This is a genomic window from Aeromicrobium sp. MLTX1 (assembly GCF_046452335.1).
Classification (GTDB): Bacteria; Actinomycetota; Actinomycetes; order Propionibacteriales; family Nocardioidaceae; genus Aeromicrobium.
On the sequence record NZ_JBKFDN010000001.1, the window covers coordinates 817,780 to 843,908 of the forward strand.

22 protein-coding genes are annotated in these 26,129 nt (G+C 71.1%); 12 read left to right on the forward strand and 10 right to left on the reverse strand.

From position 1 onward, the window contains the following. The first annotated feature begins 2 nt into the window (after window positions 1-2). A complete protein-coding gene (locus tag ACK99Q_RS03780) occupies window positions 3-1,433 on the forward strand; it encodes an MFS transporter (protein ID WP_410184908.1) in 1,431 nt (476 codons plus the stop codon). Window positions 1,434-1,437: 4 nt separating this feature from the next. Here the strand turns inward: ACK99Q_RS03780 and ACK99Q_RS03785 are convergent, their stop codons facing one another. From ACK99Q_RS03785 to ACK99Q_RS03795, 3 genes are read right to left on the reverse strand one after another with little or no spacing between them, the layout of a single operon-like run. Further along, window positions 1,438-1,803, reverse strand: a complete 366-nt coding sequence (locus ACK99Q_RS03785; RefSeq protein WP_410184909.1) for a VOC family protein — start codon at window positions 1,801-1,803, stop codon at window positions 1,438-1,440. 26 nt (window positions 1,804-1,829) lie between these two features. Beyond that, window positions 1,830-2,972 (reverse strand): acyl-CoA dehydrogenase family protein, encoded by a 1,143-nt coding sequence (locus tag ACK99Q_RS03790; RefSeq protein ID WP_410184910.1) that lies wholly within the window; start codon window positions 2,970-2,972, stop codon window positions 1,830-1,832. Then, a complete protein-coding gene (locus ACK99Q_RS03795; RefSeq protein ID WP_410184911.1) occupies window positions 2,972-4,135 on the reverse strand; it encodes a CaiB/BaiF CoA transferase family protein in 1,164 nt (387 codons plus the stop codon). Before ACK99Q_RS03795 ends, ACK99Q_RS03790 begins: the two co-directional genes overlap by 1 nt. A 144-nt stretch (window positions 4,136-4,279) precedes the next feature. Between ACK99Q_RS03795 and ACK99Q_RS03800 the strand changes: the two genes are divergently transcribed. Then, window positions 4,280-5,104 (forward strand): alpha/beta fold hydrolase, encoded by an 825-nt coding sequence (locus ACK99Q_RS03800; protein WP_410184912.1) that lies wholly within the window; start codon window positions 4,280-4,282, stop codon window positions 5,102-5,104. A 109-nt stretch (window positions 5,105-5,213) separates the two neighbouring features. Here the strand turns inward: ACK99Q_RS03800 and ACK99Q_RS03805 are convergent, their stop codons facing one another. Genes ACK99Q_RS03805 through ACK99Q_RS03815 form a run of 3 tightly spaced genes read right to left on the reverse strand, consistent with a single transcriptional unit; the run spans window position 5,214 to window position 7,673 of the window. Further along, complete coding sequence (locus ACK99Q_RS03805; protein ID WP_410184913.1) at window positions 5,214-5,936, reverse strand: amino acid ABC transporter ATP-binding protein; 723 nt, start codon at window positions 5,934-5,936, stop codon at window positions 5,214-5,216. Continuing rightward, complete coding sequence (locus ACK99Q_RS03810) at window positions 5,936-6,802, reverse strand: amino acid ABC transporter permease (protein ID WP_410184914.1); 867 nt, start codon at window positions 6,800-6,802, stop codon at window positions 5,936-5,938. The genes ACK99Q_RS03805 and ACK99Q_RS03810 overlap by 1 nt, the downstream gene beginning before the upstream one ends. Window positions 6,803-6,806: 4 nt before the next feature. Further along, the gene (locus tag ACK99Q_RS03815) at window positions 6,807-7,673 is read right to left on the reverse strand and encodes a transporter substrate-binding domain-containing protein (RefSeq protein ID WP_410184915.1); all 867 of its coding nucleotides are present in this window, start codon (window positions 7,671-7,673) and stop codon (window positions 6,807-6,809) included. A 95-nt stretch (window positions 7,674-7,768) separates the two neighbouring features. Here ACK99Q_RS03815 and ACK99Q_RS03820 point away from each other — a divergent pair, with 95 nt between their 5' ends. Further along, a complete protein-coding gene (locus tag ACK99Q_RS03820) occupies window positions 7,769-8,308 on the forward strand; it encodes a PadR family transcriptional regulator (RefSeq protein WP_410184916.1) in 540 nt (179 codons plus the stop codon). On the opposite strand, the gene ACK99Q_RS03825 is transcribed toward ACK99Q_RS03820, so the two are convergent. Further along, window positions 8,277-8,504, reverse strand: coding sequence for an SCO4848 family membrane protein (locus ACK99Q_RS03825; protein ID WP_410184917.1), 228 nt, complete (start codon window positions 8,502-8,504; stop codon window positions 8,277-8,279). The two genes, ACK99Q_RS03820 and ACK99Q_RS03825, sit on opposite strands and share 32 nt — an antisense overlap. Before the next feature lie 33 nt (window positions 8,505-8,537). Between ACK99Q_RS03825 and ACK99Q_RS03830 the strand changes: the two genes are divergently transcribed. The 5 genes from ACK99Q_RS03830 to ACK99Q_RS03850 all read left to right on the forward strand — a co-directional run bounded on the left by ACK99Q_RS03830 (window position 8,538) and on the right by ACK99Q_RS03850 (window position 13,057). Further along, entirely contained in the window at window positions 8,538-8,951 is a 414-nt protein-coding gene (locus tag ACK99Q_RS03830) for a nuclear transport factor 2 family protein (RefSeq protein ID WP_410184918.1), read from the forward strand. Continuing rightward, window positions 8,948-10,969: an FAD-dependent oxidoreductase gene (locus ACK99Q_RS03835; protein WP_410184919.1), complete on the forward strand. Its 2,022-nt coding sequence runs from the start codon at window positions 8,948-8,950 to the stop codon at window positions 10,967-10,969. The genes ACK99Q_RS03830 and ACK99Q_RS03835 overlap by 4 nt, the downstream gene beginning before the upstream one ends. 116 nt (window positions 10,970-11,085) lie before the next feature. After that, complete coding sequence (locus tag ACK99Q_RS03840) at window positions 11,086-11,610, forward strand: DUF1697 domain-containing protein (protein ID WP_410184920.1); 525 nt, start codon at window positions 11,086-11,088, stop codon at window positions 11,608-11,610. Window positions 11,611-11,690: 80 nt separating this feature from the next. Continuing rightward, window positions 11,691-12,269: a hypothetical protein gene (locus tag ACK99Q_RS03845; RefSeq protein WP_410184921.1), complete on the forward strand. Its 579-nt coding sequence runs from the start codon at window positions 11,691-11,693 to the stop codon at window positions 12,267-12,269. Then, window positions 12,266-13,057 (forward strand): Sir2 family NAD-dependent protein deacetylase, encoded by a 792-nt coding sequence (locus ACK99Q_RS03850; protein WP_410184922.1) that lies wholly within the window; start codon window positions 12,266-12,268, stop codon window positions 13,055-13,057. Before ACK99Q_RS03845 ends, ACK99Q_RS03850 begins: the two co-directional genes overlap by 4 nt. Window positions 13,058-13,132: 75 nt before the next feature. Here ACK99Q_RS03850 and serA read toward each other — a convergent pair whose 3' ends face one another. Then, a complete protein-coding gene (gene serA / locus ACK99Q_RS03855; RefSeq protein ID WP_410184923.1) occupies window positions 13,133-14,377 on the reverse strand; it encodes a phosphoglycerate dehydrogenase in 1,245 nt (414 codons plus the stop codon). Window positions 14,378-14,566: 189 nt separating this feature from the next. Then, window positions 14,567-14,995: a PaaI family thioesterase gene (locus ACK99Q_RS03860; RefSeq protein WP_410184924.1), complete on the reverse strand. Its 429-nt coding sequence runs from the start codon at window positions 14,993-14,995 to the stop codon at window positions 14,567-14,569. A 104-nt stretch (window positions 14,996-15,099) separates the two neighbouring features. On the opposite strand from ACK99Q_RS03860, the gene ACK99Q_RS03865 reads away from it, so the two are divergent. The 4 genes from ACK99Q_RS03865 to ACK99Q_RS03880 all read left to right on the forward strand — a co-directional run bounded on the left by ACK99Q_RS03865 (window position 15,100) and on the right by ACK99Q_RS03880 (window position 18,310). Then, a complete protein-coding gene (locus ACK99Q_RS03865; protein ID WP_179427237.1) occupies window positions 15,100-15,393 on the forward strand; it encodes a metal-sensitive transcriptional regulator in 294 nt (97 codons plus the stop codon). A gap of 5 nt (window positions 15,394-15,398) precedes the next feature. Continuing rightward, on the forward strand, window positions 15,399-15,626 hold the full coding sequence (locus ACK99Q_RS03870; protein WP_179427239.1) for a heavy-metal-associated domain-containing protein: 228 nt from the start codon (window positions 15,399-15,401) through the stop codon (window positions 15,624-15,626). Continuing rightward, entirely contained in the window at window positions 15,626-17,779 is a 2,154-nt protein-coding gene (locus ACK99Q_RS03875; protein ID WP_410184925.1) for a heavy metal translocating P-type ATPase, read from the forward strand. Before ACK99Q_RS03870 ends, ACK99Q_RS03875 begins: the two co-directional genes overlap by 1 nt. Window positions 17,780-17,896: 117 nt before the next feature. After that, window positions 17,897-18,310: a hypothetical protein gene (locus ACK99Q_RS03880; RefSeq protein WP_410184926.1), complete on the forward strand. Its 414-nt coding sequence runs from the start codon at window positions 17,897-17,899 to the stop codon at window positions 18,308-18,310. A 72-nt stretch (window positions 18,311-18,382) separates the two neighbouring features. On the opposite strand, the gene ACK99Q_RS03885 is transcribed toward ACK99Q_RS03880, so the two are convergent. Further along, window positions 18,383-25,918 carry a DUF5979 domain-containing protein gene (locus ACK99Q_RS03885; RefSeq protein ID WP_410184927.1) on the reverse strand — a complete coding sequence of 2,512 codons (7,536 nt, stop codon included), beginning with the start codon at window positions 25,916-25,918 and terminating at the stop codon, window positions 18,383-18,385. Window positions 25,919-26,129 lie beyond the last annotated feature (211 nt).

Here is a 26,129-nt window from a genome sequence, read left to right on the forward strand (position 1 = left end):
TCGTGTGCCTGGTCAGCATGCTGATCGGTCTCAACTCGAGCACCGTCAACGTCGCCCTGCCCGCCCTGACGCGGCACTTCGACGCGACCCAGCTGCAGGCCAGCTGGTTGATCCTGGGCTACATGGTCGCCAGCACGGCGTGCCTGCTGCTCTTCGGACGGATCAGCGACATCGTCGACCAGCGGCGCTTCTACCTCGGCGCCCTCGCGCTCTACACGATCTGCAGCCTCGCGTGCGGCTTCGCCCCCACCGTCGACTGGCTGATCTGGCTGCGGATCGTGGCCGCGCTGGGCGGCGCGATCCTGCTGGGCAACGGCGCCACGCTGATCCACGCGATCTTCCCGCGCGACTCCCTCGGCAGCGCCATGGGCCTGTACGCCGCGTCCTTCCCGATCGCGAGCCTCGTCGGCCCGATCGCCGCCGGCATGATCCTCGAGGTCACCGACTGGCGATGGGTGTTCTGGATGAACGTCCCGATCGGCCTCGTCGCCTTCACGACCGGCTGGTTCCTGCTGCGGCGCAAGGACGAGCGCGAGGAGAAGACCTCGCTCGACCTGCCGGGCAACGTCCTCGTGATCGCCGTCATCACGCTGACGACCGTGGGCATCTCGCTCGTCACCGAGTTCACCTGGAGCAGCCCGTGGGTCTGGGGCAGTCTGCTGCTCGCCCTCGCGCTGCTGCCGGCCCTGGCGTTCGCCGAGCGCCGCAGCCGCCACCCCGTCATCGACGTCGAGACCCTGCGCACCCACGGCATCGGCCTGCTCCTGCTCGCCGGGTTCTTCCTCAGCGCGGGACGATTCCCGGCCATCGTGCTGATGAGCCTCTACCTCCAGGGGCCACTGGGCTTCCGGCCCAGCGAGACCGCGCTGCTCCTGCTGCCGATGCCGATCGGCAGCATCCTCGGCTCGCTGTGCGTGGGCCGGCTGTCCCGGCGGTGGCGGTCGCGGCAGATCTCCTCGTTCGGCGCGATCGTCGGCCAGCTCGGCGTGTTCGCGCTGGCCGGAGGCGTGTTCACGCAGAGCACCTGGGTGCTGGGCGTCGGGCTCGTCCTCATGGGCATGGGCACGGGTCTGTTCATCGGCTCGAACGCGACGTCGCTGCTCGAGGCGACGCCCGAGTCCAGCCTCGGCGTCGTCAACGGCATGCGCCTCGCGGTGCAGAACACTGGCAACGTCCTGAGCCTCGCGGTGGCGCTGACCCTCATGACGATCGGCCTCAGTCCGGCGCTCAGCGACGCGGTCCTGCAGGCGTCGATCCCCGGCGACCCGCCGGCCGAGGTCATCGCCGGCTTCGGCTACGCCCTCCTGCTGCTGTGCATCCTCGGGCTCATCGGCATGACGCTGTCCATCGTCGCGGCGCTCAGGCCGTCGCCGGAGATCGTCCAGGAACACGACGACGCGGTCGCCCTGCAGGGCGCCGCGGAGCCCACCTGACCCGTCAGTCCGCCTCGAGCCCGAGGTGCACGACGAAGCCGCCGGGGTCGCGGACCTGCGCGACGCGCTCGCCCCACGGCATCTCCGCGGGCTCGGCGATGCTCGTGGCCCCGGAGTCGAGCGCCGCACGGTACGCGGCGTCGAGGTCGTCGACGTAGAGCCACAGCGCCATCCCGATCGGCTCGGTCCGCAGGTCGTCGTCGACGGCGAGGCCGATCGCGGAGCCGCCCAGCGCGAGCGCGACGTAGACGTCGCGGCCACCGGCGTCGAACGCGTACGTGCGCTCGGCGCCGAAGGCGTCGCGGTAGAACGACTCGAGCCTCGGAAGGTCCCGGGTCGCCAGGATCGGGAAGCCGCTCCTCACGCCCATGCGGGCAGCCTACGAACGGCGCGGGGTCAGATGCCCAGCGAGCGCCCGACGATCTCCTTCATGATCTCGGTGGTGCCGCCGTAGATCGTCTGGATGCGGGTGTCGCGGTACGCCTTGCTGATCGGGTACTCGCTCATGAAGCCGTAGCCGCCGTGCAGCTGCAGGCACGAGTCCACGGTCTTCTTCTGCAGCTCGGTGGTCCACCACTTGCCGGCCGCGGCGTCGTCGATCGAGAGCGTGCCCTTGTTGAGCGCCTCGACGCTGCGGTCGACGAAGACCTGCGCGATCCGCTGCTCGGTCTCGAGCTCGGCCAGCACGAACCGGGTGTTCTGGAACGAGCCGATCGGCTTGCCGAACGCCTTGCGGTTCTTCACGTAGTCCAGGGTCATGTCGATGACCCGGCGGCACGCGGCCGCCGCGACGACCGAGATCGTGAGGCGCTCCTGCGGCAGCTTCTCCATGAGGTAGACGAAGCCCCGGCCCTCCTCGCCGAGCAGGTTCTCCACCGGCACGCGGACGTTGTCGAAGAAGAGCTCGGCGGTGTCCTGCGCCTTGAGGCCCAGCTTGTCGAGGTTGCGGCCGCGCTCGAAGCCCTCCATGCCGCGCTCGAGCACGATCAGCGAGACGCCCATCGCGCCGGCCTCGGGGTCGGTCTTGCACGCCACGATGACGAAGTCGGCGTTGATGCCGTTGGTGATGAAGGTCTTCGCGCCGTTGACGACGTAGTGGTCGCCCTCGCGCACGGCGGTGGTGCGGATGCCCTGCAGGTCCGACCCGGTGCCGGGCTCGGTCATGGCGATCGCGGTGATCATCTCGCCCGACACGAACTTCGGGAACCAGCGCTGCCTCTGCTCGTCGTTCGTGTAGCTCAGCAGGTAGCCCGAGACGAGGTCGGTGTGCAGCGCGAAGCCGACGCCGCTCGCGCCGACGCGGGTGAGCTCCTCCTGGAGCACGACGTTGTAGCGGAAGTCCGAGACCCCGCCGCCGCCGAACTCCTCGGGCATCATGAAGCCGAGCAGGCCGAGCTCGCCGGCCTTCGTCCAGACCTCGCGCGGGACGATGCCCTCGCTCTCCCACTGCTCGTGGTGGGGCACGACCTCCTTCTCCAGGAAGGTGCGCACGGTGTCGCGGAACGACTCGTGCTCGGGCTCGAACAGGGTGCGCTCCATCAGTTCTCCTCGTTCTCGACGGCGACCTTGCTCTCGATCAGGTCGTCCACGTCCTCGATGCCCCACGCGGTCAGCGCCTCGCGGGTGCTGGCACCCGGCCGGTCGGGCGCCCGGTGGATGCCGGTGCCGGTGGCCGAGAAGCGGGGGGCGGGTGCGGGCTGGGTGACGCCGTACTCCTCGACGTACGTGCCGCGCGCGACGTGGTGCGGGTGCTCGTACGCCTCCTCGAGGGGCACGACGGGGGCGACGCAGGCGTCGGTGCCGGCGAAGAGCGCGGTCCACTCCTCCTGCGTGCGGCTCAGGAACCACGTGCGCAGCGTCTCGCGCAGCTCGGCCCAGTTCTTGGGGTCGTTCCGGTCGGGCAGGTCGCCCAGGCCGACCGAGGCGAAGACCTCCTGCATGGCGTACCAGAACTGCGGCTCGAGGCCGCCGACGCTCATCCAGTAGCCGTCCGACGTCTCGTAGACGTCGTAGAACGGGGCTCCGGTGTCGAGCATGTTCGTGCCGCGGCGGGGACTCCACGCACCGGACTGCTGCATGCTCACGGTCATCGCCATGAGGTGCGCGACGCCGTCGGTGATCGCGGCGTCGACGACCTGGCCCTCGCCCGTGCCGCGGGCGTGGGTGAGCGCGGCGAGCACGCCCGTGACGAGGTACATCGACCCGCCGGCGAAGTCGCCGAGCAGGTTGAGCGGTACCTGCGGCGGGCCGCCGGCCCGGCCGATCGGGTCGAGTCCTCCGGCGACGGCGATGTAGTTGACGTCGTGGCCGGCGGAGGAGGCCAGCGGGCCGGTCTGGCCCCAGCCGGTCATCCGGCCGTAGACCAGGCGCGGGTTCCGCTCCAGCGCGATGTCGGGGCCCAGCCCGAGGCGCTCCATGACGCCGGGGCGGAAGCCCTCGATGAGGATGTCGGCGCGCTCGACCAGCTGGAGCACGAGCTCGACGCCCTCGGCGGTCTTGAGGTCGACGGCGGCGCTGGGCCGGTTGCGGCCGAGGATGTCGCGCTCGGGAGGCGCGACCTGGAGGGCGTTGCCGCCCGGACGGTCGATGCGGATGACGTCGGCACCGAGGTCGGCGAGCAGCATCGCCGCGAACGGCCCGGGCCCGATCCCGACCATCTCGACGACGCGCACACCACTCAGGGGTCCTGTGCTCTGGGTCACGCGGTGATTCTGACACCAACGCTGTCACAGTGGCAACCGAGTCCCCCGTGGTCCGGTTCACAGCGCCCGCGAACTGTGCGATGCTGCATGCGACATCGTGAGTGTCACATCGGTCGTGCCGGTGTGCGATCCCCGAGGAGTCCCATGAAGTGCGAGCTGGCGTACACGCGACGCGGGCAGGGCGAGCCGCTCGTCCTCCTGCACGGCATCGGTCACCGGCGGGCCGCGTTCGACCCGGTCATCGACGAGCTGGCGCAGCACTACGACGTCATCGCGGTCGACCTGCCGGGCCTGGGCGACTCTCCCGCCCTGCCCGCCGGCACGGGCTACAGCGTCGAGAACGTCGTGTCGGTGTTCGCGGAGAACTTCGAGCGCTGGGGCGTCGACCGGCCCCACGTCGCGGGCAACTCGCTCGGCGGACTGATCTCGATCGCGCTCGCCCAGCACGGGCAGGTGCGCTCGGCCACCGGGCTGTCGCCCGCCGGCTACTTCCGGCCGTGGAGCCTGCTCCAGGCCACGCTGACGCTGCTGCCGCTCAAGCTCGGCTCGTACCTGCCGAAGCCCGTGCTGCGGCTCGTCGCGAGCCTCGCGATCGGGCGCTTCCTCATCGGCTTCGTCCTCTACCGTCACCCGGGCCGGTACTCCGCCGAGCGCGTCTACGGCGACGCGCTCGCGATGAAGAGCGGCAAGGGCTTCTGGCGCTACTTCCTCCGGTGCTTCCCGCTGGGCTTCACCTCGCCCGCGTCGTTCCGCGGCTCGGCGAAGGTCCCGATCACGATCGCCTGGGGCGACCACGACCTCATCCTCCACAAGTCCCAGGCCAAGCTCGCCGCCAAGCGGATGCGGAACGCCGAGTTCGTCACCCTCGAGGACTGCGGCCACGTCCCCATGGGCGACTCCCCCGAGCAGGTCGTCGCGGTCATCCGCGCCACCACCGCCCGCGCCGCCGCCAACGCCCCCGCCGCCTGACTCACGCCTCCGGCGCGCGAGATCTGTAGCGGTATCCACCGTCTTTCCGGTGGATCCGCCGAAAAAGGGTGGACAGCGCTACACATCTGGCGCCCCGGAGGGGCGGGCCTCAGCGGTGACGGGCGAGGAAGGCCGCGGTGCGCGGGTCCTGCGGGGCGGTGAAGAGCTGCTCGGGCGGTCCCGCCTCGACGATGCGGCCCTCGGCGAGGAACACGATCCGGTCGGCGCACTCGCGGGCGAAGTCCATCTCGTGGGTGGCCATGACGATCGTGCGGCCCTCGTCCTTGAGCTGACGGATGACGTCGAGCACCTCGGCCACGAGCAGCGGGTCGAGCGCCGACGTCACCTCGTCGAGCAGCAGCAGCTCGGGGTCCATCGCCACCGCACGCACCAACGCCACCCGCTGCTGCTGGCCGCCGGACAGCGAGTCGGGGTAGGCCCCCGCCTTCGCCTCCAGCCCCACGCGGGCGAGCAGCTCGTGGGCGCGGCGCACGGCCTCGGCCTTCGGGACGCCCTTGACCCGGCGGGGTCCGAGCGTGAGGTTCTGCAGCACGCTCAGGTGCGGGAACAGGTTGAAGGCCTGGAACACCATGGCGATCCGGGCCCGGGTGGCGTTCTCGTCGATGGCCGGGTCGGTGAGCTCGAGGTCACCCAGGAAGATGTCGCCGTCGTCGGTCTGCTCGAGCAGGTCGATGCAGCGCAGCAGCGTGGACTTGCCCGAGCCGGACGCCCCGATCAGGCAGACGACCTCACCCGGCTCGACGGTCAGGTCGATGCCGTCGAGGACGACGTGGTCGCCGAACGACTTGCGGACTCCTGCGACGCGCAGCATCAGCGGCCTCCCTGCCGGCGCATGGAGCGGATCGTGAGCCAGTCGGTGAACCGCGCCAGCGGGATCGTCACGACGATGAAGAACAGGGCGGCCACGCACAGCGAGGTCACGTTGAAGGTGCTGGCCTGGTAGACCGAGGCCGCGCGCAGCGCCTCGACGAGGCCGATCGTGGACACCAGCGCGGTGTCCTTCTGCAGGGAGACGAAGTCGTTCATCAGCGGCGGAGTCACGTTGCGGACGGCCTGCGGCAGGATCACGCGGATGAGGGTCTGGCCATAGCCGAGGCCGAGCGCGCGGCCGGCCGCCCACTGCGTGGGGTGCACCGAGAGGATGCCGGCGCGGATGACCTCGGCGACGTAGGCGCCGTAGCTCAGGGTCAGCGCGATGACGCCCAGCCAGAACAGGCTCGTGGGCACGCCCGCCAGGCCGAGCGCCGGGAAGCCGAAGCCGACGAGCATCACGACGAGGATCGTGGGGATGCCGCGGAAGACGTCGGTGTACGCGGCGGCGAGGATCTTGAACGGCGCCATCGCCGGCGACGGGACGACGCGGACCACCGCGACCAGCAGGGCCAGCGGCAGCACCAGCGCCTCGACCGTGAGGAACAGCCGCACGTTGAGCCAGAAGGCGTCCCAGATCGCGGGGAAGGACTCGCGGGCGTGGTACCCGCTGAAGAACGTCTCGCGGACCCGCGGCCAGCCGGGCGCCGACGTGATCACCCAGGCCAGCAGGCCCAGGACGACGAGGCTCGAGACGGTGCCCACCGCCGCGCGGCGCAGCGTGCGACGACGCCGGAAGGCGTTGCGCTGCTGCTGCCGCGCGGACAGCGGGGGTGGGCCGAGGGGCCCGCGGTCGGCGTGGGTCACCGGGTCACTTCAGGACGGGGACGTCCTGCGACTCGGCCAGCCACTCCTGCTCGAGGTCGGCGAGCGTGCCGTCCTCGGTCAGGGCCGTGACGGCCTCGTCGACGCAGGAGGTCAGCTCGCTGCCCTTCTCCAGCAGGAGGCCGAACTGCTCGGGCTCACCGCCGTCGAAGTCGAACTGACCCGCGATCGTCGCGTCCTCGAGCTCGGCGGCGACGAGGTAGAAGGCGCTGGGCAGGTCGGCCACGATGCCGTCGACCTGGCCGTTGGCCAGCGCGAGCGCCGCCTTGGTGGTGTCGTCATAGACCAGCGGGGCGTCCTGCGTCTCGAGCGACTCGATCGCCTTGAGCGACGTGGTGCCGATCTGGGCGCCGAGGCTCGCGGTGCGGAAGTCGTCGAGGCTCTTCGCGTCGGCGAACTTCGAGTCCGAGCGCACGATGATGGCCTGCGCGGCGGAGTAGTACGGCTCGCTGAAGTCGACCGCCTGCTGGCGGTCCTTCGTGATCGAGATCTGGTTGATGTCGAAGTCGAAGGCCTTCTTGCCGGGCTGGTACGAGGTGTTGAACGGGACCTTGGTCCACTCGACCTGGTCGCGCTCGAAGCCCATCTGCTCGGCCACGGCGTAGGCGACGGCGGACTCGAAGCCCTTGCCGTTGCTGGGGTCGTTGTCGACGAACCACGGCTCGAAGGCCGGGTCGTCGGTGGCGATCGTGAGGGTGCCGGACTTCACGAGCGGCAGCTGGTCGACCGCGCAGTCGGCGGTCGCACCGGCGGTGGAGTCCGACGACGCATCGTCGGAGTCGTCGGCCGGGCCGCACGCGGCCGCGACGGAGAGCAGGAGCGCCAGGGGGACGGCGAGCAGGGATCGCTTCATGCTGCCCATCGTAATGTGCGTGAGACGCGGTCTTGCCCAGCGGACTGTTATGAACCTCGTTGCATATGGGCGCCGAGAGGCCTAGGCTCCCGCCCATGGCCCTGGACCACGCGATCCTCGTGTCGCTCACCGAGCGCGCCGCGAGCGGCTACGACCTCGCCCGGCGCTTCGACGCGTCCATCGGCTTCTTCTGGCCCGCCAGCCACCAGCAGATCTACAAGGTGCTGGCCCGCATGCAGGAGGCCGGCTGGGTCGAGGGCACCCTGCAGGAGCAGGACGGCCGGCCCGACAAGCGCACCTACGCGATCACCGCCGCCGGCGAGGCCGAGCTCGACCGCTGGGCCGCCGAGCGCAGCGGTCGCGAGGCGCTGCGCAGCGACTTCGCGGTGAAGCTGCGCGCGTTCCGCGACCCCGAGGCGATCCTGGCCGACACCCGCGACCGCCGTGCCGCCCACGTGGAGCGGCTCGCCGAGTACGAGGCGAGCGAGGCCCGCTTCTACCCCGACCCCGCCGCGCTCGAGGGCGCCGACCTGGGCTCGTGGCTCGCGCTGCGTGGCGGCATCGTCGGCGAGCACCAGGGCATCGCGTGGTGCGACGAGATCCTCACTGCCCTCGAAGGGCGCGGATCCCGATGACCAGCACGATCACGCCGAGCGTCATCGCCGTGCCGATCAGCACGAGGTGCACCCAGAAGAACGACGTCGGCTCCTGCCACTTCGCGCCGCCCCACGCACGGTCGTCGTCGACGATCGCCTTGAAGAACCGGGGCCAGATGACGACGTTGAAGACGCCGGCCGCGATGAGCAGCCAAGACGCGAGCTTTCCGATCACCACCCCATCCTCCCAACCGAAGGGAAACCGCCCATGAAGGCCTTCCGCGAGCTCGTCGAGAGCAGCATCGAGTCCGGCTCCCTGGCCGGCGTCGAGGACCTGCTGGCCGACGACGTCGTCTTCCGCAGCCCCGTCGCCTTCAAGCCCTACCCCGGCAAGGCGATCACTGCGGCGATCCTCAACGGCGTCTCGCGGGTGTTCGAGGACTTCCGCTACGTCAGCTCGATCGAGGAGGACAACCGCAGCGCGCTCGTGTTCGAGGCGCGCATCGGCGACGTCACCGTGAACGGCTGCGACTTCATCACCACGAACGAGGACGGCCTCATCAGCGAGTTCATGGTGATGGCCCGTCCGATGAAGGGCGCCACGGCCCTCATGGAGGCGATGGCCGCGCAGTTCCCGCAGATCGAGGCCGACGCGATCGCGTTCGCGGAGCGGCAGCGGTGAGCGAACTCCCGCACCTGCTGAGCCCGCTCGACCTGGGGTTCACCACGTTGCGCAACCGCGTGGTCATGGGCTCGATGCACACGGGCCTGGAGGACCACGCCAAGGACATCCCGAAGCTCGCGGCGTACTTCGCCGAGCGCGCCAAGGGCGGCGTCGCCCTGTCGATCACGGGCGGCTTCGCGCCCAGCTGGCGCGGCTGGCTGCTGCCGTTCGGCTCGGAGATGTCGCGCAAGCGGCACGCCGACCGGCACCGCCTCGTCACCGACTCCGTGCACGAGCACGGCGGCAAGATCGCGCTGCAGGTCCTGCACGCCGGGCGCTACGGCTACTCCCCCTTCAAGAAGGGCGTGTCGTCGGTGAAGTCCCCGATCACGCCGTTCCGGGTCTCGCCGATGTCGACCCGCGAGGTGGACCGCACCGTCAGCGACTTCGCGCGCACGGCGGCACTGGCGCAGCGCGCGGGCTACGACGGCGTCGAGATCATGGGCTCCGAGGGCTACCTCATCAACCAGTTCCTCACGGCGCGCACGAACGACCGCACCGACGCGTGGGGCGGCTCGGCGGCGAAGCGGATGCGGTTCCCGATCGAGATCGTGCGCCGCACGCGCGAGCTCGTCGGCGAGGACTTCATCGTCCAGTACCGCATCAGCCTGCTCGACCTCGTCGACCGGGCGCAGACGTGGGAGGAGACGGTCGAGCTCGCGCAGGCGCTCGAGGCCGAGGGCGTCACGATCTTCAACACCGGCATCGGCTGGCACGAGGCGCGCATCCCCACGATCGTCACGAGCGTGCCGCGCGGGGCCTTCACGTGGGTCACGGCGAAGCTGCGGGCCGAGGTGGGCGTGCCCGTCGTGGCGTCGAACCGGATCAACACCCCCGAGCAGGCCGAGGCGATCCTGGCCGCCGGCGAGGCCGACCTCATCTCGATGGCGCGGCCGCTGCTGGCCGACGCCGACTTCGTGAACAAGGCCGCCGAGGGCCGCTCCGACGAGATCATCACGTGCATCGCGTGCAACCAGGCCTGCCTCGACCACACGTTCAAGAACCAGCGGGCGAGCTGCATGCTCAACCCGCGCGCGGGCCACGAGACCGAGCTCGTGCTGCTGCCGACCCGCAGCGCCAAGCGCGTGGCGGTCGTGGGCGCGGGCCCGGCCGGCCTCGCCGCCGCGGTCGAGCTGGCGGGTCGCGGTCACGCGGTCGAGCTGTTCGAGGCGCTGCCCGAGATCGGCGGCCAGTTCCGCCTCGCGATGCAGATCCCCGGCAAGGAGGACTTCGCCGAGACCGTCCGCTACTACTCGGTGATGCTCGAGCGCCGCGGCGTGACCGTGCACCTGGGCCGGTGGGCGTCCGTCGAGGACCTCAGCGGCTTCGACGAGGTCGTCCTCGCCACCGGCGTCGAGCCGCGCGTTCCCGAGATCCCGGGCGTCGACCACCCCTCGGTCGTGACCTACCAGCAGCTGATCCGCGAGCAGGTCGTCGCGGGCGAGCGCGTCGCGGTCCTCGGTGCCGGCGGCATCGGCTACGACGTGTCGGAGTTCCTGCTGCACGAGCCCGGCGAGTCGCTCGAGCACTGGATGGACCGCTGGGGCGTCACCGACCCCTCCGTCGAGCGCGGCGGCCTGGCCACGAAGACCGCGGCGCCTCCACGGCGCGCCGTCACGCTGCTGCAGCGCAAGAGCAGCACGTTCGGCCAGGGCCTGGGCAAGACGACCGGCTGGGTCCACCGCACGACGCTGAAGGACTCGGGCGTCGAGTTCGTCGGTGGCGTCCGGTACGACCGGATCGACGATGCGGGCCTCCACGTGACGATCGGCGCCGACGGCGACTCCCCCGAGTCGCGCGTCATCCCCGCCGACACGATCGTGCTGTGCACCGGGCAGGAGTCCGTGCGCGACCTCGTCGAGCCGCTCGAGGCCGTCGGCGTCCCCGTCCACGTCATCGGCGGCGCCGACGTCGCCGCCGAGCTCGACGCCAAGCGCGCCATCAAGCAGGCCACCGAGCTGGCGGCCCGGCTGTGACGGTTTCCCCGGTTACGTGGGTTTCCTGTCACTTACCGGGGGTTGCGATCCCCGGGACGTGATCACGAACCCACGTAACCGGGGAATCTGTCGATCGGCGACGGCACACTGAGGGCATGACGAGACGCGTGGTGCTGCTCCGGGCGGTGAACGTCGGGGGCGCGAAGCTGCCGATGGCCGAGCTGCGTGAGGTCGCCGAGGAGCTCGGGGCCACGGACGTGTCGACGTACATAGCCTCGGGCAACCTCTTGGTCGACGTCGACGACCCCGAGGCGTTCGACCGCGCGCTGGAGCAGGCGGTCGAGAAGCGCTTCGGGTTCTTCCGTGAGGCCATCAGCCGCTCGCCGCAGGAGCTGCGCACGGCCCTGGAGGCGCATCCGTTCGAGGTGGTCGAGAAGCGCTTCTCCTACGTCACCTTCCTCGCCGCCGAGCCGACGTCCGAGGCGATCGCGAAGGCGCGGACCTTCGAGACCGGCGACGACCGGTGGGAGGTCATCGGGCGCGAGCTGCACATCCGGTACGCCGACGGCGCCGGGCGACCCCAGATGAAGGACGCCTCCATCGGGCGCGCGCTCGCCGTTCCCGGGACCGCGCGCAACCTCAACACCGTGGAGAAGCTGATCGGGCTCGCCGAGGGCTGATCCTGTGGACGACGGGATGCGGCGGGCCCTCGCGGGCTGACATCGTCACCGGCACCCGTCACACTGGAGGAGTGCCCGTCATGGACCTGGAGTCGACCATCACCTGGGTGGGATTCGCCGCGTTCGCCGTCGCGCTGTTCGGCTACCTCGCCACGATGAAGCGCGACCTGCGAGCCGAGATGGTCGCCATCGCGCAGGGGCTCGAGGCACGGACCGATACCCGCTTCACCGCGACCGACCGTCGTCTCGACGATGTCGTGGCGCGGTTCGACGCCCGGTTCGACGCCTCCGACACCCGGTTCGACCGACTCGAGAGCAAGTTCGACGGCCTTGAGAACAGGTTCGACCGACTCGAGAACAGGTTCGACCGACTCGAGGAGCGCTTCGACCACCTCGAGAACAGGTTCGACCGACTCGAGGAGCGCTTCGACCACCTCGAGAACAGGTTCGACCGGTTCGAGGAGCGGTTCGATGCCTCGGAGGCGCGCGCGGACACCCGCTTCGCAGGGATGGACGCGCGGTTCGACGCGCTCGACCGGCGCGTTTCCGACCTGCGCGACGACGTGCGCGCCGGGTTCGCGGCCACCGACCTGCGGCTCACCACCCTCGAGCAGCGCACCTTCGACATCGGCGCCCGGCGCCGCCCGGGGGCCGGGTGAGCGACTGGTTCGACCGACGCTGGCTGGTGCTGACCGGGGCCGGCGTCAGCACCGACTCGGGCATCCCGGACTACCGGGGTCCCGACGCCGTGCCGCGCCAGCCGATGACCTACCAGGACTTCATCGCCACGCCCGCCAACCGCCAGCGCTACTGGGCCCGCGCCCACCTCGGCTGGAGCCGGATGGGCGGCGCCGAGCCGAACGTCACGCACCGCTTCCTGGCCGAGCACCAGGACCGCCTGGTCGGCCTCATCACCCAGAACGTCGACGGCCTGCACGAGAAGGCGGGCTCGCTCGACGTCGTCGACCTCCACGGCCGGCTCGACCGGGTGATCTGTCTCGACTGCGGCGACGTCACCGGCCGTGATGAGGTGCAGGCCCGACTCGACGCCCTCAACCCCGGCTGGACGGATCAGGAGGTGACGATCGCGCCCGACGGCGACGTCGACCTCGAGGACACCGCTGGGTTCGTCGTCGCCGACTGCACCCAGTGCGGCGGGCGGCTCAAGCCCGACGTGGTGTTCTTCGGCGAGTCGGTGCCCAAGCCCAAGGTCAACCACTGCTTCGACCTCGTGGAGCGCGCCGGTCGCGAGGGCGCCGCGCTCGTCGTCCTGGGCTCGTCGCTGCAGGTGATGAGCGGGCTGCGGTTCGTCCGGCGCGCGGCGAAGGACGGCACCGAGATCGTCATCATCAACCGCGGTCCCACCCGGGGCGACGAGCTCGCGGACGTGCGCATCGACGACGGGGTCGCCGAAACGCTGCAGCGCCTCTCCAGGCAGGTGCCCTGAGGGACGGATCTTGGTACCAAGGTGTCGCGGGAGCGACCCGAAGGTAGAAAGATCCGTCCCCGCAGGGCGCGAGACTCAGCTGAGCTGGCGCAGGCGCACGGTCTCGGGCAGCGCGGCGAGCTCCTTGAGCACGTCGGCGCCGACCTCGGCCGAGACGTCGGTGACCACGTAGCCGAGCTCGCCGCGGGTGGCGAGCTGCTGGCCCTCGATGTTGACGCCGTGGTCGCCCAGGATCGTGTTGATCGTGGCGAGCACGCCGGGCGCGTTGTGGTGCACGTGCGCGAGGCGGTGGCGGGCCGGGTCGCTCGGCAGGTTGAGCTCGGGGAACGTCACCGACAGGTTCGTCGTGCCGGCCTTGGCGTAGGCGCGCAGCTTCGAGGCGACGAAGCGGCCGATGTCCTGCTGCGCCTCCTCGGTGGAGCCGCCGACGTGCGGCGTGAGGATGACGTTCGGGACGCCCCGCAGCTCGCTCTCGAACGGGTCGCCCTGGGCCTTCGGCTCGACGGGGAACACGTCGAGCGCGGCGCCCGCGATGTGGCCCGACTCGAGGTGACGGCGCAGGGCCGCGGTGTCGACCGCGATGCCGCGCGACAGGTTGAGGAACAGCGAGCGCGGCTTCATCGCGCGCATCTGCTCGTCGCCGAACAGGCCCGCGTTGCCGGGACGGCCGTCGACGTGCAGCGACACGACGTCGGCGATCGCGAGCAGCTCGTCGATCGTGGCGCACTTCTTGGCGTTGCCGAGCGCGAGCTTGTCGTCGATGTCGTAGAACACGACCGACAGGCCGAGCGCCTCGGCGATCACCGAGAGCTGGCTGCCGATGTTGCCGTAGCCGACGATGCCGAGCGTGCGGCCGCGCACCTCGTGGCTGCCGGCGGCCGACTTGTTCCACACGCCGCTGTGCATGGCCGTGGACTTCTCGTGCAGGCGGCGGGCGAGCGAGATGATCTCGGCGATCGCGAGCTCGACCACGCTGCGCGTGTTGGAGTACGGCGCGTTGAAGACGGCGACGCCGTGGCGCTTCGTGGCCGCGAGGTCGATCTGGTTGGTGCCGATGCAGAAGGCGCCGATCGCGAGCAGGTCGGGAGCGTGCTCCAGGACCTTCTCGGTGATGTAGGTGGTCGAGCGGATGCCGAGCAGGTGGACGCCCTTGATCGCCTCGATGAGCTCGTCCTCGGTGAGCGCGGCGCTGCGCGTCTCGACCTGGTAGCCCTTGTTGCGCAGGAAGTCCGCGCCGTCGGCGTGGATGTTCTCGAGGAGCAGGACCTTGACGTCCTGGTCGTCGATCGTGGTCAGCGGTTCGTGAACGTCGAAGCTCATGCTCATCATCGTCATCGTGTGTGGCCTCCGGGTCAGCGGTCGATCGGGCTGACGCGGGGCCCAGGCGAACGGTCCCGTAAGTCGTGCTGCCCGCGGCTCCCTGGTGGTAGCCACCTCAACGCCAGTCGCGCGCGGACCCCTCCATCCTAGCGGCTCGGACCAGGGGGCCCGATCACGTCCGGGAGGCGGTCAGTCCTTCAGGTTGCCCTGCATCGCCGCGACGGCCTCGGGCGGGACCTCCTGGTCGAGGTTCGCCAGGCGCACCTGCCCCTGCGCGATCAGCCTCCCGTCCTGGTTGACCGAGTCCAGGTGCCACAGCTGCTGCGTGCGGCCGCGGTGGATCGGCGTGGCGGTGGTGGTGATCGTGTCGCCGTTGCGGGCCTGGCGCAGGAAGTCGGTGGAGTTGTTCGTGCCGACGACGACGCCCTTCGTGCCCAGCCAGATCTGGCCGGCCATGCTGGCGGTGGACTCGTGCACGGCGCAGTAGATGCCGCCGTGCGGGATGCCGAACGGCTGCAGGTGGCGGTCGGTGATCGTGAAGCGGACGACCACCTTGTCGGGGGTCAGCTCGACGTGCTCGACGCCGAGCACTCCGTCCAGGCCGGGGATGTCGCTCATGGTCCGGACTCTAGCCAGACCGTCTCGCGCCGTTTCACCGAGTGGCGCAAACCGGGGTTGCGAGGGGGCTTGATACGGGTACCCCCTAGGGGTATGTTCGAAGCATGAGCCACGAGCACCCCGGGTACGCCGACGACAAGGCGGCCGTCCTCAAGCGACTGGCGCGGATCGAGGGACAGGTCCGCGGCATCAACCGGATGGTCGAGTCCGACACCTACTGCATCGACGTGCTGACCCAGATCAGCGCGACCACGAAGGCCCTCGAGGCCGTCGCCCTGAAGCTGCTCGACGAGCACCTGGCCCACTGCGTCGCGGACGCCGCGGCCAAGGGCGGACCCGAGGCCGACCAGAAGATCAAGGAAGCATCCGACGCCATCGCGCGTCTGGTGAGGAGCTGAGAGCCATGACCACCACCACCTACACCGTCACCGGCATGACCTGCGGCCACTGCGCCGCGGCCGTCACGCAGGAGATCACCGCGCTCGACGGCGTCGAGGACGTCGCGGTCGACGTGGCCTCCGGCGCCGTCACGGTCACCAGCCAGGGTCCGCTCGACGAGGCGCAGGTCGCGTCCGCGGTGGACGAGGCCGGCTACGCGCTGGCGGGTCCGCGCGACCTGCCGCTGGTCTGATGACCACGCACGAGACCGAGGCGGACCCCACCACCACCTACCGCCTCGACATCGGCGGGATGAGCTGCACCTCGTGCGCGATGCGCATCGAGAAGAAGCTGAACCGCCTCGAGGGCGTGGAGGCGAGCGTCAACTACGCCACCGAGAAGGCCACGGTGCACGCCCACCACGGGGTCGACCCGCAGTCGCTCGTCGAGACCGTGGAGAAGACGGGCTACACCGCGCAGGTCCACGACCCGCACGCCGGCCACGAGGGTCACGACGCCCACGGCGGCCTCCACTCGGCCGAGTCCATGCGCAAGCGCCTGATCGTGTCGACGATCCTGAGCGTGCCCGTCGCGGCGATCTCGATGATCCCGGCCCTGCAGTTCGCGGGCTGGCCGTGGGTCGTCCTGGCGCTCACCACGCCCGTCGTGCTCTGGGCGGCCTACCCGTTCCACTGGTCGGCCGCACTGAACGCGCGCCACGGCGCCGCCACGATGGACACCCTCGTCAGCATCGGCGTCGGGGCCGCCTACGTGTGGTCGCTCGTCCAGCTGTGGCTCGGCGTGACCGGGCACGGCGTCGAGCACGGCCACTACTACTTCGAGACCGCCGCGGTCGTGACGACGTTCATCCTCGCCGGCCACTACCTCGAGGCGAACGCGAAGCGCCGCTCGAGCGCCGCCCTGCGCACCCTGATGGACCTCGGCGCGAAGCAGGTCGCGGTGCTGCGCGACGGCCGCGAGGTCGAGGTCCCGATCGAGGAGCTGCACGCCGGCGACGTGTTCGTCGTGCGTCCGGGCGAGAAGGTCGCCACCGACGGCGAGGTCGTCGAGGGCGGGTCGGCCGTGGACGAGTCGATGCTCACCGGCGAGTCGGTGCCCGTCGACGTCACGGTCGGCGACACCGTCACGGGCGCCACCGTCAACCAGTCCGGGCGACTCGTCGTGCGCGCCACGGCGGTCGGCCAGGACACCCAGCTGGCCCAGATGGCCCGCCTCGTCGAGGAGGCCCAGGAGGGCAAGGCCGAGGTGCAGCGGCTGGCCGACCGGATCTCGGCGTGGTTCGTGCCGGGCGTCCTCGTGCTGGCCGCGTTGACGCTGCTGGTGTGGCTGCTGGTCGCGCCGGGCATCGCCGCCTTCGAGGCCGCCGTCGCGGTGCTGATCATCGCCTGCCCGTGTGCCCTCGGCCTGGCCACGCCCACCGCGCTCATGGTGGGCACGGGCCGCGGCGCCCAGCTGGGCATCCTCATCAAGGGCCCGCAGATCCTCGAGTCCACGCGCGCGATCGACACGATCGTGCTGGACAAGACCGGCACCATCACGACCGGCACGATGAGCGTCGCGCACGTCGACCCCGAGCCCGGGGTCGAGGCCGACGAGCTGCGCCGCCTTGCCGCCTCGGTCGAGTCGGCCTCGGAGCACCCGGTGGCGCGCGCGATCGCGACGCTGGCCGAGCCGCTGCCCGTGTCGGACTTCCGCAACCAAGCGGGCCAGGGCGTCGAGGCGACCGTCGACGGTCACGTGGTCCGCGCCGGTCGCCCGGCCTGGATCGGGGCCGACGACCGTCCCGATCGCACGGGCACGGTCATCGCGGTCTCTCGCGACGGGCGGGTGCTCGGCACGATCACCGTGGCCGACCGGGTCAAGGACTCGTCGCGGCAGGCCGTGGCCGACCTGCGGCGCCTCGGCCTCGAGCCGATCCTGCTCACGGGCGACAACGAGCGCGTGGCCTCCGCGGTCGCGGCCGAGGTGGGCATCGAGCGGGTGCACGCCGAGGTCACGCCCGAGGACAAGCTCGACGTCGTCCGCGAACTGCGCGAGCAGGGCCGCGTCGTGGCGATGGTCGGCGACGGTGTGAACGACGCCGCCGCGCTCGCCGGCGCCGACCTCGGCATCGCGATGGGCACCGGCACCGACGTGGCGATCGCCGCGAGCGACCTCACGCTCGTGCACGGCGACCTCGCCACCGCCGTGACGGCCGTGGAGCTGTCCCGCGCGACGCTGCGCACGATCAAGGGCAACCTGTTCTGGGCGTTCGCCTACAACGTCGCCGCGATCCCGCTGGCCGCACTGGGCTTCCTCAGCCCGATGATCGCGGGCTTCGCGATGGCCGCCAGCTCGGTGTTCGTCGTGACGAACTCGCTGCGGCTGCGGCGCTTCGGCCGCTGAGCCGCTCCCCCGCCGTTTCGGGCGGGCCCACGGCGCGCACGCGGCGCGCTCATGAAACGATCGTCGGTGAAACGCGGCCGCCGCATCGGGACGGCGCCGCACCGACGAGGGGGACACATGAACGTTCGCAAGCCTGCCGCCGCACTCGCCGCCGCGGTCCTGACCCTGGGACTCTCCGCCTGTGGTGGCGGCCAGTCCGTCGAGGACGCCTGCAAGGTGGCCGAGAAGGAGGTCAAGGACGCGATGGGCGACCTGAGCGGCATCGACCCCACCGACAGCGACAAGGCGACCGACACGATCGCCTCGATGGGCGACGCGCTGAAGAAGACGCAGGACGAGCTGGAGAACCAGGAGGTCAAGGACGCCATCGGCGAGCTCTCGGCCGAGTTCGACAAGCTCGAGGGCGCCTTCGCCGACCTCAAGGCCGCCGGTCAGGACACCGAGAAGCTGCAGGAGGTGTCGCAGCAGATGAGCACGCTCTCCACCGACATCCAGGCCAAGGGCGAGAAGCTCGACGAGCTCTGCGGCTGAGCCGGCACCACGGCACACGAAGGAGCCCGGTCGACCTGAGGGTCGACCGGGCTCTCTCGTTCTGGCTGCCCGTCAGGCGGCGTCGGACCTGCGACGTCGGGCGGCCGCCACGGCGACCCCGCCGCCGAGCAGGCTGAGCAGGCCCAGGCCCACCGCCAGGCCCGAGACGCCCGAGCCGGTGTCCGAGAGCGAGCCGTCGCCGGAGCCGTCGCCCGACGTCTCGTCCTCGCGCTCCGCGCCGCCGGAGTCGATGCTCCAGACGTCCTCGTCGAACACGTTCGTCACGGCGATCTCGATCTGCGCCGTCGTGTCCACCGAGGCGACCGTCGCGCCGGTCTCGAAGTCGGCGTGGCTGACCTTGACCTCGGACGCGCCGCCGGCGTCGGTCTCCTCGGCGAAGCAGCGGGTCCCGGTCGGCAGCAGCAGCGGGGCGCCGGCGCCGTCCGTGAAGGTCCGCGTGCGGCCGGCCTTGAGCGTGAAGTCCGACGCGAACACCGTGCCGCGAACGGTCGCGCCGTCCGGACCCGTGGTCTCGAGCTGGCAGGTCAGCGTGATCGGGAACGTGGCCCGACGCACCTCGCGGTGATCGGCGTAGGCACCCTCGACCTGCTTGGTCACCGAGACCTCGCCGGCGCCGTAGGTGTTGGTGATCGTCGCGACGACCGCCTCCTCCTGCGTGCCCGCGCCGATCACGACCGTGGCCTCGCGGGTGCTGCCGTCGGCCTTGCCGTCCTCGGTCTCCACGACGTGGCACGAGGTGCCCGTCGGGAGCGGACCGATGGCGTCCGACCACAGCGACGTGGCCTTGCCCTCGCGCCCCAGCGTCACCTGCTGCTCCAGCACCGTCTCGTCCGCGAGCGCGCACGCCACGTCGAACGCGAAGGCCGCGTCGGCGTGCAGGCCCTCACCGGGGCCGTCGACGACCTTGTTGACCTTCAGGAAGCCGGCGTCGAACCGGTTGTCCACGACGACCTCGACGGGCTCCGCGGTCTCGGTGTCGCTCACGACGACCTCGCCGCCCTCCGGCGTCATCGTCACGCCCTGCGACTGCGGCGTGCTGGACTTCTCGCTCACCGTGCACGAGGCGCCGGTCGGCAGTCGGTCCCACTCGGCCGTCCCGGCGCCGGTGATGGTGCGGTCGGCGCCGTCGGGGATCGCCACGGCGGTGGTCGTGCCGTCGACCTCGCGCACGCACTCGAGCGACATGACGTAGGTGCCGTCGGTCACGACCGGGAAGGCCGCGCCCTCACCGGACAGGGTCTTGCGCACGCGCACGACGCCCTGCTCGAAGTGGTTCTCGACGCCGACCTCGACGACCTGGTCGCCCGAGCGGACCGTGAAGTCCTGCGGGTCGATCGTCGTGTGGTTGGCGCCGCCGTTGCGGGGCTCGGTCACCGTGCAGGCCGCGCCGGTCGGCAGGTCGTCCACCCGCCAGGCCAGCTCGTCCGGTGCGGTCAGGACGGCGGAGTCGTCGAAGACGGTCTCCGCGGCGCCCTCGCCGTCCAGGTCCAGGGTGCACACGAGGCGCACCTCGAACTCCTGGTCGTCCCAGCGGTCCTTGCCCGGTCCGGTGATCTGCTTCGTGATGCTCACCGCGCCCACCGTGTAGGTGTTGAGGTGGGCGACCTCGACGGTCGTGTCGTCGCCGATCGTGAACTCGGCCGGGTTCTCGGCGTCCTCGCCGTCGACCTGCACCGTGACGGTCGCCCCCGCGGCGTCGGTCTCCTCGACCGCGCACGTGGATCCGGTGGGCAGGCCCGAGTAGGCCTTGCTGCCCCCGTCACGGAGCTCGACCTGCTCGTCGAGGATCGTCGTCCCGAGGTAGGCGCACGTCACGTCGAACCCGTAGGTCCGGTCGTAGACGATCGGCTCGCCGTCCTGGTCGACCGCACCGCCGGCGTCGACGCTCTTGGCGACCGAGAAGCCGCCGGCGGAGTAGGCGTTCGTGGCGGTCACGGTCGGGCCGCTGGCCGCTCCGTCGTACGGGTGGCTGATCTGCGAGACCGAGCGCAGGCTCGCGTCGGCCACGACGGTCCGGTCGGCGGGCGACCACGAGACCTCGACCCCGGCCGGGATCGGGACCTCGGCGACGGCGCAGCTGGCGAACAGGGGGATCGACACGGGCGTCGTGGCGGTGTTCACCACGGTGCTGCCGCCCTCGTCGTCGACGGTGACGACGACCGAGCCGTCGACCACCGCGCCCGCGGCGTTGCGCAGGACGACGTCCGTCCCGTCGAGCGTGCACGACACCCGGAAGGAGTACGTCCCGGGCAGGTCGACCGGCACCGAGAACTCGGGCGCCTCGACGACCTTGTCGATCGTCAGTCGGCCCTGGGCCGTGGCGATGCCGACACGGGTGGGCTCGAGGACGATCTCGGCCCGCTCGGGCTGCGTGACCGTGGCCACCGACCGCGACGAGCCGGCGAAGGAGTTGTACGCCGTCGGCAGGGTCGCGGACTGGTCGAACGCGCGCGGCAGGTTCACCGGCGTGCGGGTGCTGAACGCGACGCCCGCCGTCTCGCCCGGGCGCAGGCCGGCGCCCTGGCCGGCCGAGGTCCAGTCGAGCACGAACTTGACCGACTGCGCGGCCGCCAGCTGGGAGTCCGGCGTGCTCGCGTCGTACTCGGTCCAGCCGAACGCGCAGCCCGCGCTGGGGGCGGTGTTCGCCGTGTGGACCTGGACGGCGTTGGTGTTGCACGCCGTGCTCAGTCGCTGCGTCGAGTAGTACGCGCGCAGCGTCGCACCCTGGTGCTGCGCCTCCGCGAGGTCCGCGGACACCGTGCCCAGCAGCCGGACGCCGAACTGCGACCCGCGGGCCGCGGACGTGATCACGCCGCGGTCGCCGACGGCCGGGAGCGTGTCGACGAGGGCGACGAGCTTGGCGTTCGTGTTGCCGGTGTTGCGGAAGGAGAGCTTCCACGACGCCTCGCCTCCCGGTCGGGTGACCGGCAGGCAGGTGCCGCGGTAGTAGCCGTCGGACTGCGGCTCCGCGCACGCGGCCGCGGCCCCGGCGGTGTTCACGACACCAAGGTCGTCGTCGCCCGAGCCGGGCTCGCCCGCCTTGACGCCCTTGACGCCCTTCGCCATCGCCAGCGTGGCGCTCGACCGGGGCTGGACGTGCGTCGTCGCGGTGCAGCTGTCGACGTTCGTCCGGTTCGCCTGGGTCACGGAGTCGACCGTGTACTGGCACACCTCGAAGTCGCGGTCGGACGTGGCGGTCACGGAGTTGGCGATGATCTGGTCGGCGTCGACACCCGGCTCGAGCACGAGCGGCGCCTGGACGGTGAGCACCCACCCCGGCCGGAACACGAAGCCGTCCGGCATCGTGACGGCGAGCCGGCCCGTCTCGGCGTCGAGGCCGGCCGCGAAGCTCGGCGTCGGCGAAGGCACCGGGTTGCTCGGGTTGGTCGTGGTCAGCGTGAAGGCGTAGCCGGTCGGATCGGGCTCACGGACGGGCACCTCGCCGTCGACGAGCTCGATCTGGTCGACGACCTCGAAGCCGGTCATCGGCCACTGGCCCGTGTTCGTCACCCGCAGGACGTAGGGAACCGTCCCGCCCGGGGTGTACTGCGGCGGGGTGGTGGCGTTGCCCGGCGTCTTCTCGACCCGGATCCGGTTCGGACGGTGCAGCACCTGCGTGGTGTCCGCGGCGGTCCGGTCGTCGGTGAACGTCTGGTTCGCGCCGAACTGCGCGTCGCCGTGCACCTGCAGGTCGTCGGAGATCAGGCCCGCCGTGCCCTCGCCCTCGTTCGGGCCCACGCCGGGCAGCGTGGTCGACACGGGCTCGCCGTTGCCGCGCTGCGTGTCGCGGCGCTCGGTCTTGAGGCTCACGACGATGTTCGGGTTGTACGGCCGCTCCCACTGCACGACGGTGCCGGTGACGCTGAGCTGGCGGAAGCTGAAGCGCACGCCCTCGACCACCGTCGGGTCGGTCACGCCCGGAGGCAGTCCGAACGTGTGAGTGCCCGCGGCCAGGGAGTTGACCCAGAAGCCCTCGACCCACACGTCGCCGACCTTGGCGTCCATGCGGACGCTGTTGAGCGGTCGCGGCAGGTTGATGGAGGCCGAGGTGAAGTTCATGACGTTCCAGAACGTCTCGGTCTCGTCGGTGAGCCGCATGAGGGTCGTGCGGGCCGAGCCGAGCGGCTGACCGCGCAGCGTCGTCGTGTAGGTCCGGGCCTGGTCCTCGTAGACCGTGTCGCCACTGGGGTTGGCGTCGGGACGGATGACCTTCTGGGCCGTGATGGCGTAGCTCGCGGTGACGATGTTGAACTCGTCGTCCGCGGCGTCGTAGCCGGTCGAGCAGGCCGTGGCGGGGCACGCGATGCGGCCGGGGCTGTCGATCTGGACCGACGCCTCGTTGAGGATCGGCATCCCGCCGGGGGACGTCGCCTCCACCGGGCCGCCGCTGCGCTTCTCGGCGCGCAGCTGCCACGTGAGCGTCACCGCGGCGGTCGCCCCGCTGCGGATGACCGGGGCGCCGTCCGCGCCGACGAACGACACCGTGACCCCCGTGACGTCCTCGAGCTCGGCCGCGGAGAGGGCGAGCGCCTCCGCGTACGTGTGGTCGGTCGTCGTGCCCGAGCGGTCCAGCGTCACCGTGACGCCGGCCTGGGTGACACCCGACGGGAGCGTGATGCTGTCGATGTCGTGCAGGTCCGCCACGTCGTACGTGGTGGTGTCGTCCGACTCCACTCCGGGGTCGCTGATCACGAGCGACGACAGCTTGGAGGCCGAGGTGTTCGTGGCGCGCAGCGTGGCCGAGATGAGCGGGAAGGCGTCGGGGGCGACCCCGTTGCCGGGGCTCGGCAGGCCCAGCTGGGTCTGGTCGAACTGCTTCGTCAGGTCGACGTTGAAGGGCGCGTCGAGGATCGTGATCCGGTCACCGTCGTTCGACGAGAACTCGCCCGACCTCCCGCCCGAGCCACGGACGTTCACGGTGTTCTCGACGACGCCCTCGTCGCTCGTGTTGTAGGTGTGGTCGTGGTAGTTGCCCAGGACGTACTCGTCGGGGTCGCTGCGCAGCGTGTCGCGCACGGCGAAGTCGAGGTCGAGCGGCCGGCGGTCGACGCTCGAGCCGACGCCCTCGCCCGCCTGGCGCTCGGTGTACGTGAGACGCACGCCGGTCGTCCCGGTGCGCTGCGCGGCGGTCAGGGTGTAGCCGGGGAACCGGCCCGCGCACACGCCCGCCGTCGGGCAAGCCTGCGCCGTGATGTCGGTCCATGCACCGTTCAGGTACAGCTCCACCTTGCTGATCACGTCCTCGACGATCAGCGGGTCGGTGGACGGGGTGATCGGCTTGATCGCGACGAGGTCGAACGCGTCGTAGACCGAGGTCTCGATGCCGGGCGAGCCCGGGCCGAGCTCGGCCGTCGAGGTCGGGTCGGTGAGCGTGACGTTCGCGAAGTTCAGGCCCTGCGTGCTCCAGTGGATCCGCGCGGTCCGCGTCTGCCCGGAGAGAGCCGGCACGGTGGACTGGAGCCACTCCTTGTCGACGAGGTCGGGGCCCTCGCCGTCGATCGGCCGCAGCGTGACGTCGTCCCGGGCCTCGGCGGTGTCGCCCTGGTCGATCTGGCGGTTGAAGACCTCCGACTGCACGTCGTTGTCGACGACGATCTCCTCGTCGATGTCGACGCCGGACTGGACCTCGACCTCGAAGCTCGGGATCACGTTGAAGCCCGGGGGCAGCAGCTGCGGGCAGCCGTTGACCGCGAGGGGCGTGAACTCGAACTGCAGGCCGCCGATCCCGCCGCGCAGCGCGGCCGGGATCGTGAGGTCGAAGCTCGCGACGCTGCCCGCGACGTTCTCGGCCCCGGGCAGGACCACCCAGGAGTCGCCGTCCCAGTACCGGACGGTCAGCTGGGTGCAGCCCGGGATCTCGGTGTGGGAGATCGCGGTCGGGTCGAAGTGGTCGAAGAACTCGCTGCCCGCGGCGGGATCCGCCGGGTCCTGGATCACGAGCCGGTCGGAGCCGATGGTGGACTCGCTCGACACGCTCGCCGGCACCGAGACGGTGGCCTCGGCACCCGGCACGCCGAAGATCGCGCTGGGCGTGATCCGCTTGTCGACCTCGGTGAGCACCTCCAGCGGCCGCACCTGGAACGCGGCCTCGGCCTCGTCGGTGCCGCGGGCGCCGTCGACGTTCGTGACGACGGCGTCGACCTCGTTCGTCGAGCTCAGCGTCTCGTCGAGGTCGGTCAGCGCCGTGAGCTCGAGCTCGAGGCCGGCGTAGGAGGCGGCCTGGATCCCGTCGGTGCCGTCGGCGGACGAGTACGTGACGGTGAAGCCCTCGACGGTGCACCCGGACTGCGGTGCCGGCAGGGTGTCCTCGGTGGTGGTCGAGCTCGTCGTGGACGCGCAGTCGGCGTAGACGTAGGTGATCTCGGCGGACGTGGCGTCGACGGGCCACTGGACGTCGCCGAAGCCGGTGAACCGCAGCCCCTGCTCGGTGAACGTGGCCGCGCCCGCGGAGGGCTCGGCGATGACGAGCTCGTGGACGTCCAGCTCGCCGACCGTGGCCGTCACGGTGGCGGTGACGGCCTGCCCGACGACCAGCGTCGTGTCGTTCAGGCTCTTCTCGATCGTGACCGTGGGGTCGGACGCCCGGATCCGGGCGGTCGCGTCGTCGGTGGCGGGGTCGCTCACGTCGTCGCCGACCTCGACGGTCGCCGTCGTCTCGTTCTCGACGGCGACGGTGGTGCCGGGCTCGATCTGCGAGACCGACGCGTTGGTCACGGTCGCGATCCCCACCCGGGCCTCGGCGCCCGGCGCGTAGGAGCCCTCGTAGGTCACCCGCACGCCCTCGACGGTGGCGAGGTCGCCGGGCTCCTCCTGCGTCCACGTGCCGCCGACGAGGTACTCGACGGTGGTGTCGTCCGTGGAGTCGGGAGCGGGATCGGTCGTGATCCCCGCGAAGTCGAGGTGGTCCCAGCCCGCGCCGTCGAACCGGTCCTCGACCACGATGCGGTCGACGGTCTGGTTGGACTGGTTGCTCGGGGTCAGGGTCCAGCTCACCCGCTTGCCGGGGGTGGCGGGAACGGCGCCGGGCGCGACGGACTTGGACACGCCGGCCTCGAGCGTGGTCTCGACCGCGAGCGTGACGGCCGCCGTCGACTGCTGCTCCTCGGCGTTCTCGCCGACGACCGCGGCGGTGTTGACGATCTCGTCGCCGTTGAAGTCCGCCGACACGGTGGTCGGCACGCGCACCTGCACCGTGACCGTCATCGAGCTGCCCGCGCGGAGCCCGACGCGACCGTCGATGGGGTGCTGCGGCGCGACCGTGAAGGAGTCGCCGTCGACCGAGACCGCGGCCGGTCCCGTGGGCGAGAGCACGGCCGTCACCGGGTTGGCGAAGGCCGGATCGAGCTCCAGCGGCTCCGGCAGGCTGTCGGACAGCACCGTGTCGAAGCAGCCCGCCTCGTTCGTCGAGGAGCACCCGACGACGATCGTGTAGGCGAACGTGTCACCGGGGCCGTAGGGCCCGGGCGAGTCGACCGACTTCTGGATCTGGAGGTCGGCCGAGACGGCGGCGACGGCCGGCACTCCCCCGGAGAGCACCGCGGTCAGCGACAGCAGCAGGGCGGACAGGAAGACGAGCGCGCGGCGCATCGTTCACCTTTCGTCGGGTGCGGTTGACCGGACGTCACGGTCTGGCCGCACGAGACGCGCGCCGACAGGAGAAGCCCGAGATTAAACTTCAACCGTCGACGGTAGCAACGAAGATGAGGTTGGTCTCAGGTTTGGCACAAACCGTGGTGTGACCTCCGACGCACCGTCGCGAACTCGCACGCGAGGTGGGTGTCACGGCTCCGGACTACGC

What these genes read in the sequence shown, in the direction of transcription:
- ACK99Q_RS03805 (WP_410184913.1), bottom strand. Translation starts at nt 5,936, where the DNA reads ATGCTGCGCGTCGCAGGAGTCCGCAAGTCGTTCGGCGACCACGTCGTC.
- ACK99Q_RS03790 (WP_410184910.1), bottom strand. Translation starts at nt 2,972, where the DNA reads ATGGAGCGCACCCTGTTCGAGCCCGAGCACGAGTCGTTCCGCGACACC.
- ACK99Q_RS03885 (WP_410184927.1), bottom strand. Translation starts at nt 25,918, where the DNA reads ATGCGCCGCGCGCTCGTCTTCCTGTCCGCCCTGCTGCTGTCGCTGACC.
- ACK99Q_RS03845 (WP_410184921.1), top strand. Translation starts at nt 11,691, where the DNA reads ATGGACCTGGAGTCGACCATCACCTGGGTGGGATTCGCCGCGTTCGCC.
- ACK99Q_RS03820 (WP_410184916.1), top strand. Translation starts at nt 7,769, where the DNA reads ATGGCCCTGGACCACGCGATCCTCGTGTCGCTCACCGAGCGCGCCGCG.
- serA (WP_410184923.1), bottom strand. Translation starts at nt 14,377, where the DNA reads ATGAGCTTCGACGTTCACGAACCGCTGACCACGATCGACGACCAGGAC.
- ACK99Q_RS03880 (WP_410184926.1), top strand. Translation starts at nt 17,897, where the DNA reads ATGAACGTTCGCAAGCCTGCCGCCGCACTCGCCGCCGCGGTCCTGACC.
- ACK99Q_RS03830 (WP_410184918.1), top strand. Translation starts at nt 8,538, where the DNA reads ATGAAGGCCTTCCGCGAGCTCGTCGAGAGCAGCATCGAGTCCGGCTCC.
- ACK99Q_RS03800 (WP_410184912.1), top strand. Translation starts at nt 4,280, where the DNA reads ATGAAGTGCGAGCTGGCGTACACGCGACGCGGGCAGGGCGAGCCGCTC.
- ACK99Q_RS03865 (WP_179427237.1), top strand. Translation starts at nt 15,100, where the DNA reads ATGAGCCACGAGCACCCCGGGTACGCCGACGACAAGGCGGCCGTCCTC.
- ACK99Q_RS03785 (WP_410184909.1), bottom strand. Translation starts at nt 1,803, where the DNA reads ATGGGCGTGAGGAGCGGCTTCCCGATCCTGGCGACCCGGGACCTTCCG.
- ACK99Q_RS03870 (WP_179427239.1), top strand. Translation starts at nt 15,399, where the DNA reads ATGACCACCACCACCTACACCGTCACCGGCATGACCTGCGGCCACTGC.
- ACK99Q_RS03840 (WP_410184920.1), top strand. Translation starts at nt 11,086, where the DNA reads ATGACGAGACGCGTGGTGCTGCTCCGGGCGGTGAACGTCGGGGGCGCG.
- ACK99Q_RS03860 (WP_410184924.1), bottom strand. Translation starts at nt 14,995, where the DNA reads ATGAGCGACATCCCCGGCCTGGACGGAGTGCTCGGCGTCGAGCACGTC.
- ACK99Q_RS03875 (WP_410184925.1), top strand. Translation starts at nt 15,626, where the DNA reads ATGACCACGCACGAGACCGAGGCGGACCCCACCACCACCTACCGCCTC.
- ACK99Q_RS03815 (WP_410184915.1), bottom strand. Translation starts at nt 7,673, where the DNA reads ATGAAGCGATCCCTGCTCGCCGTCCCCCTGGCGCTCCTGCTCTCCGTC.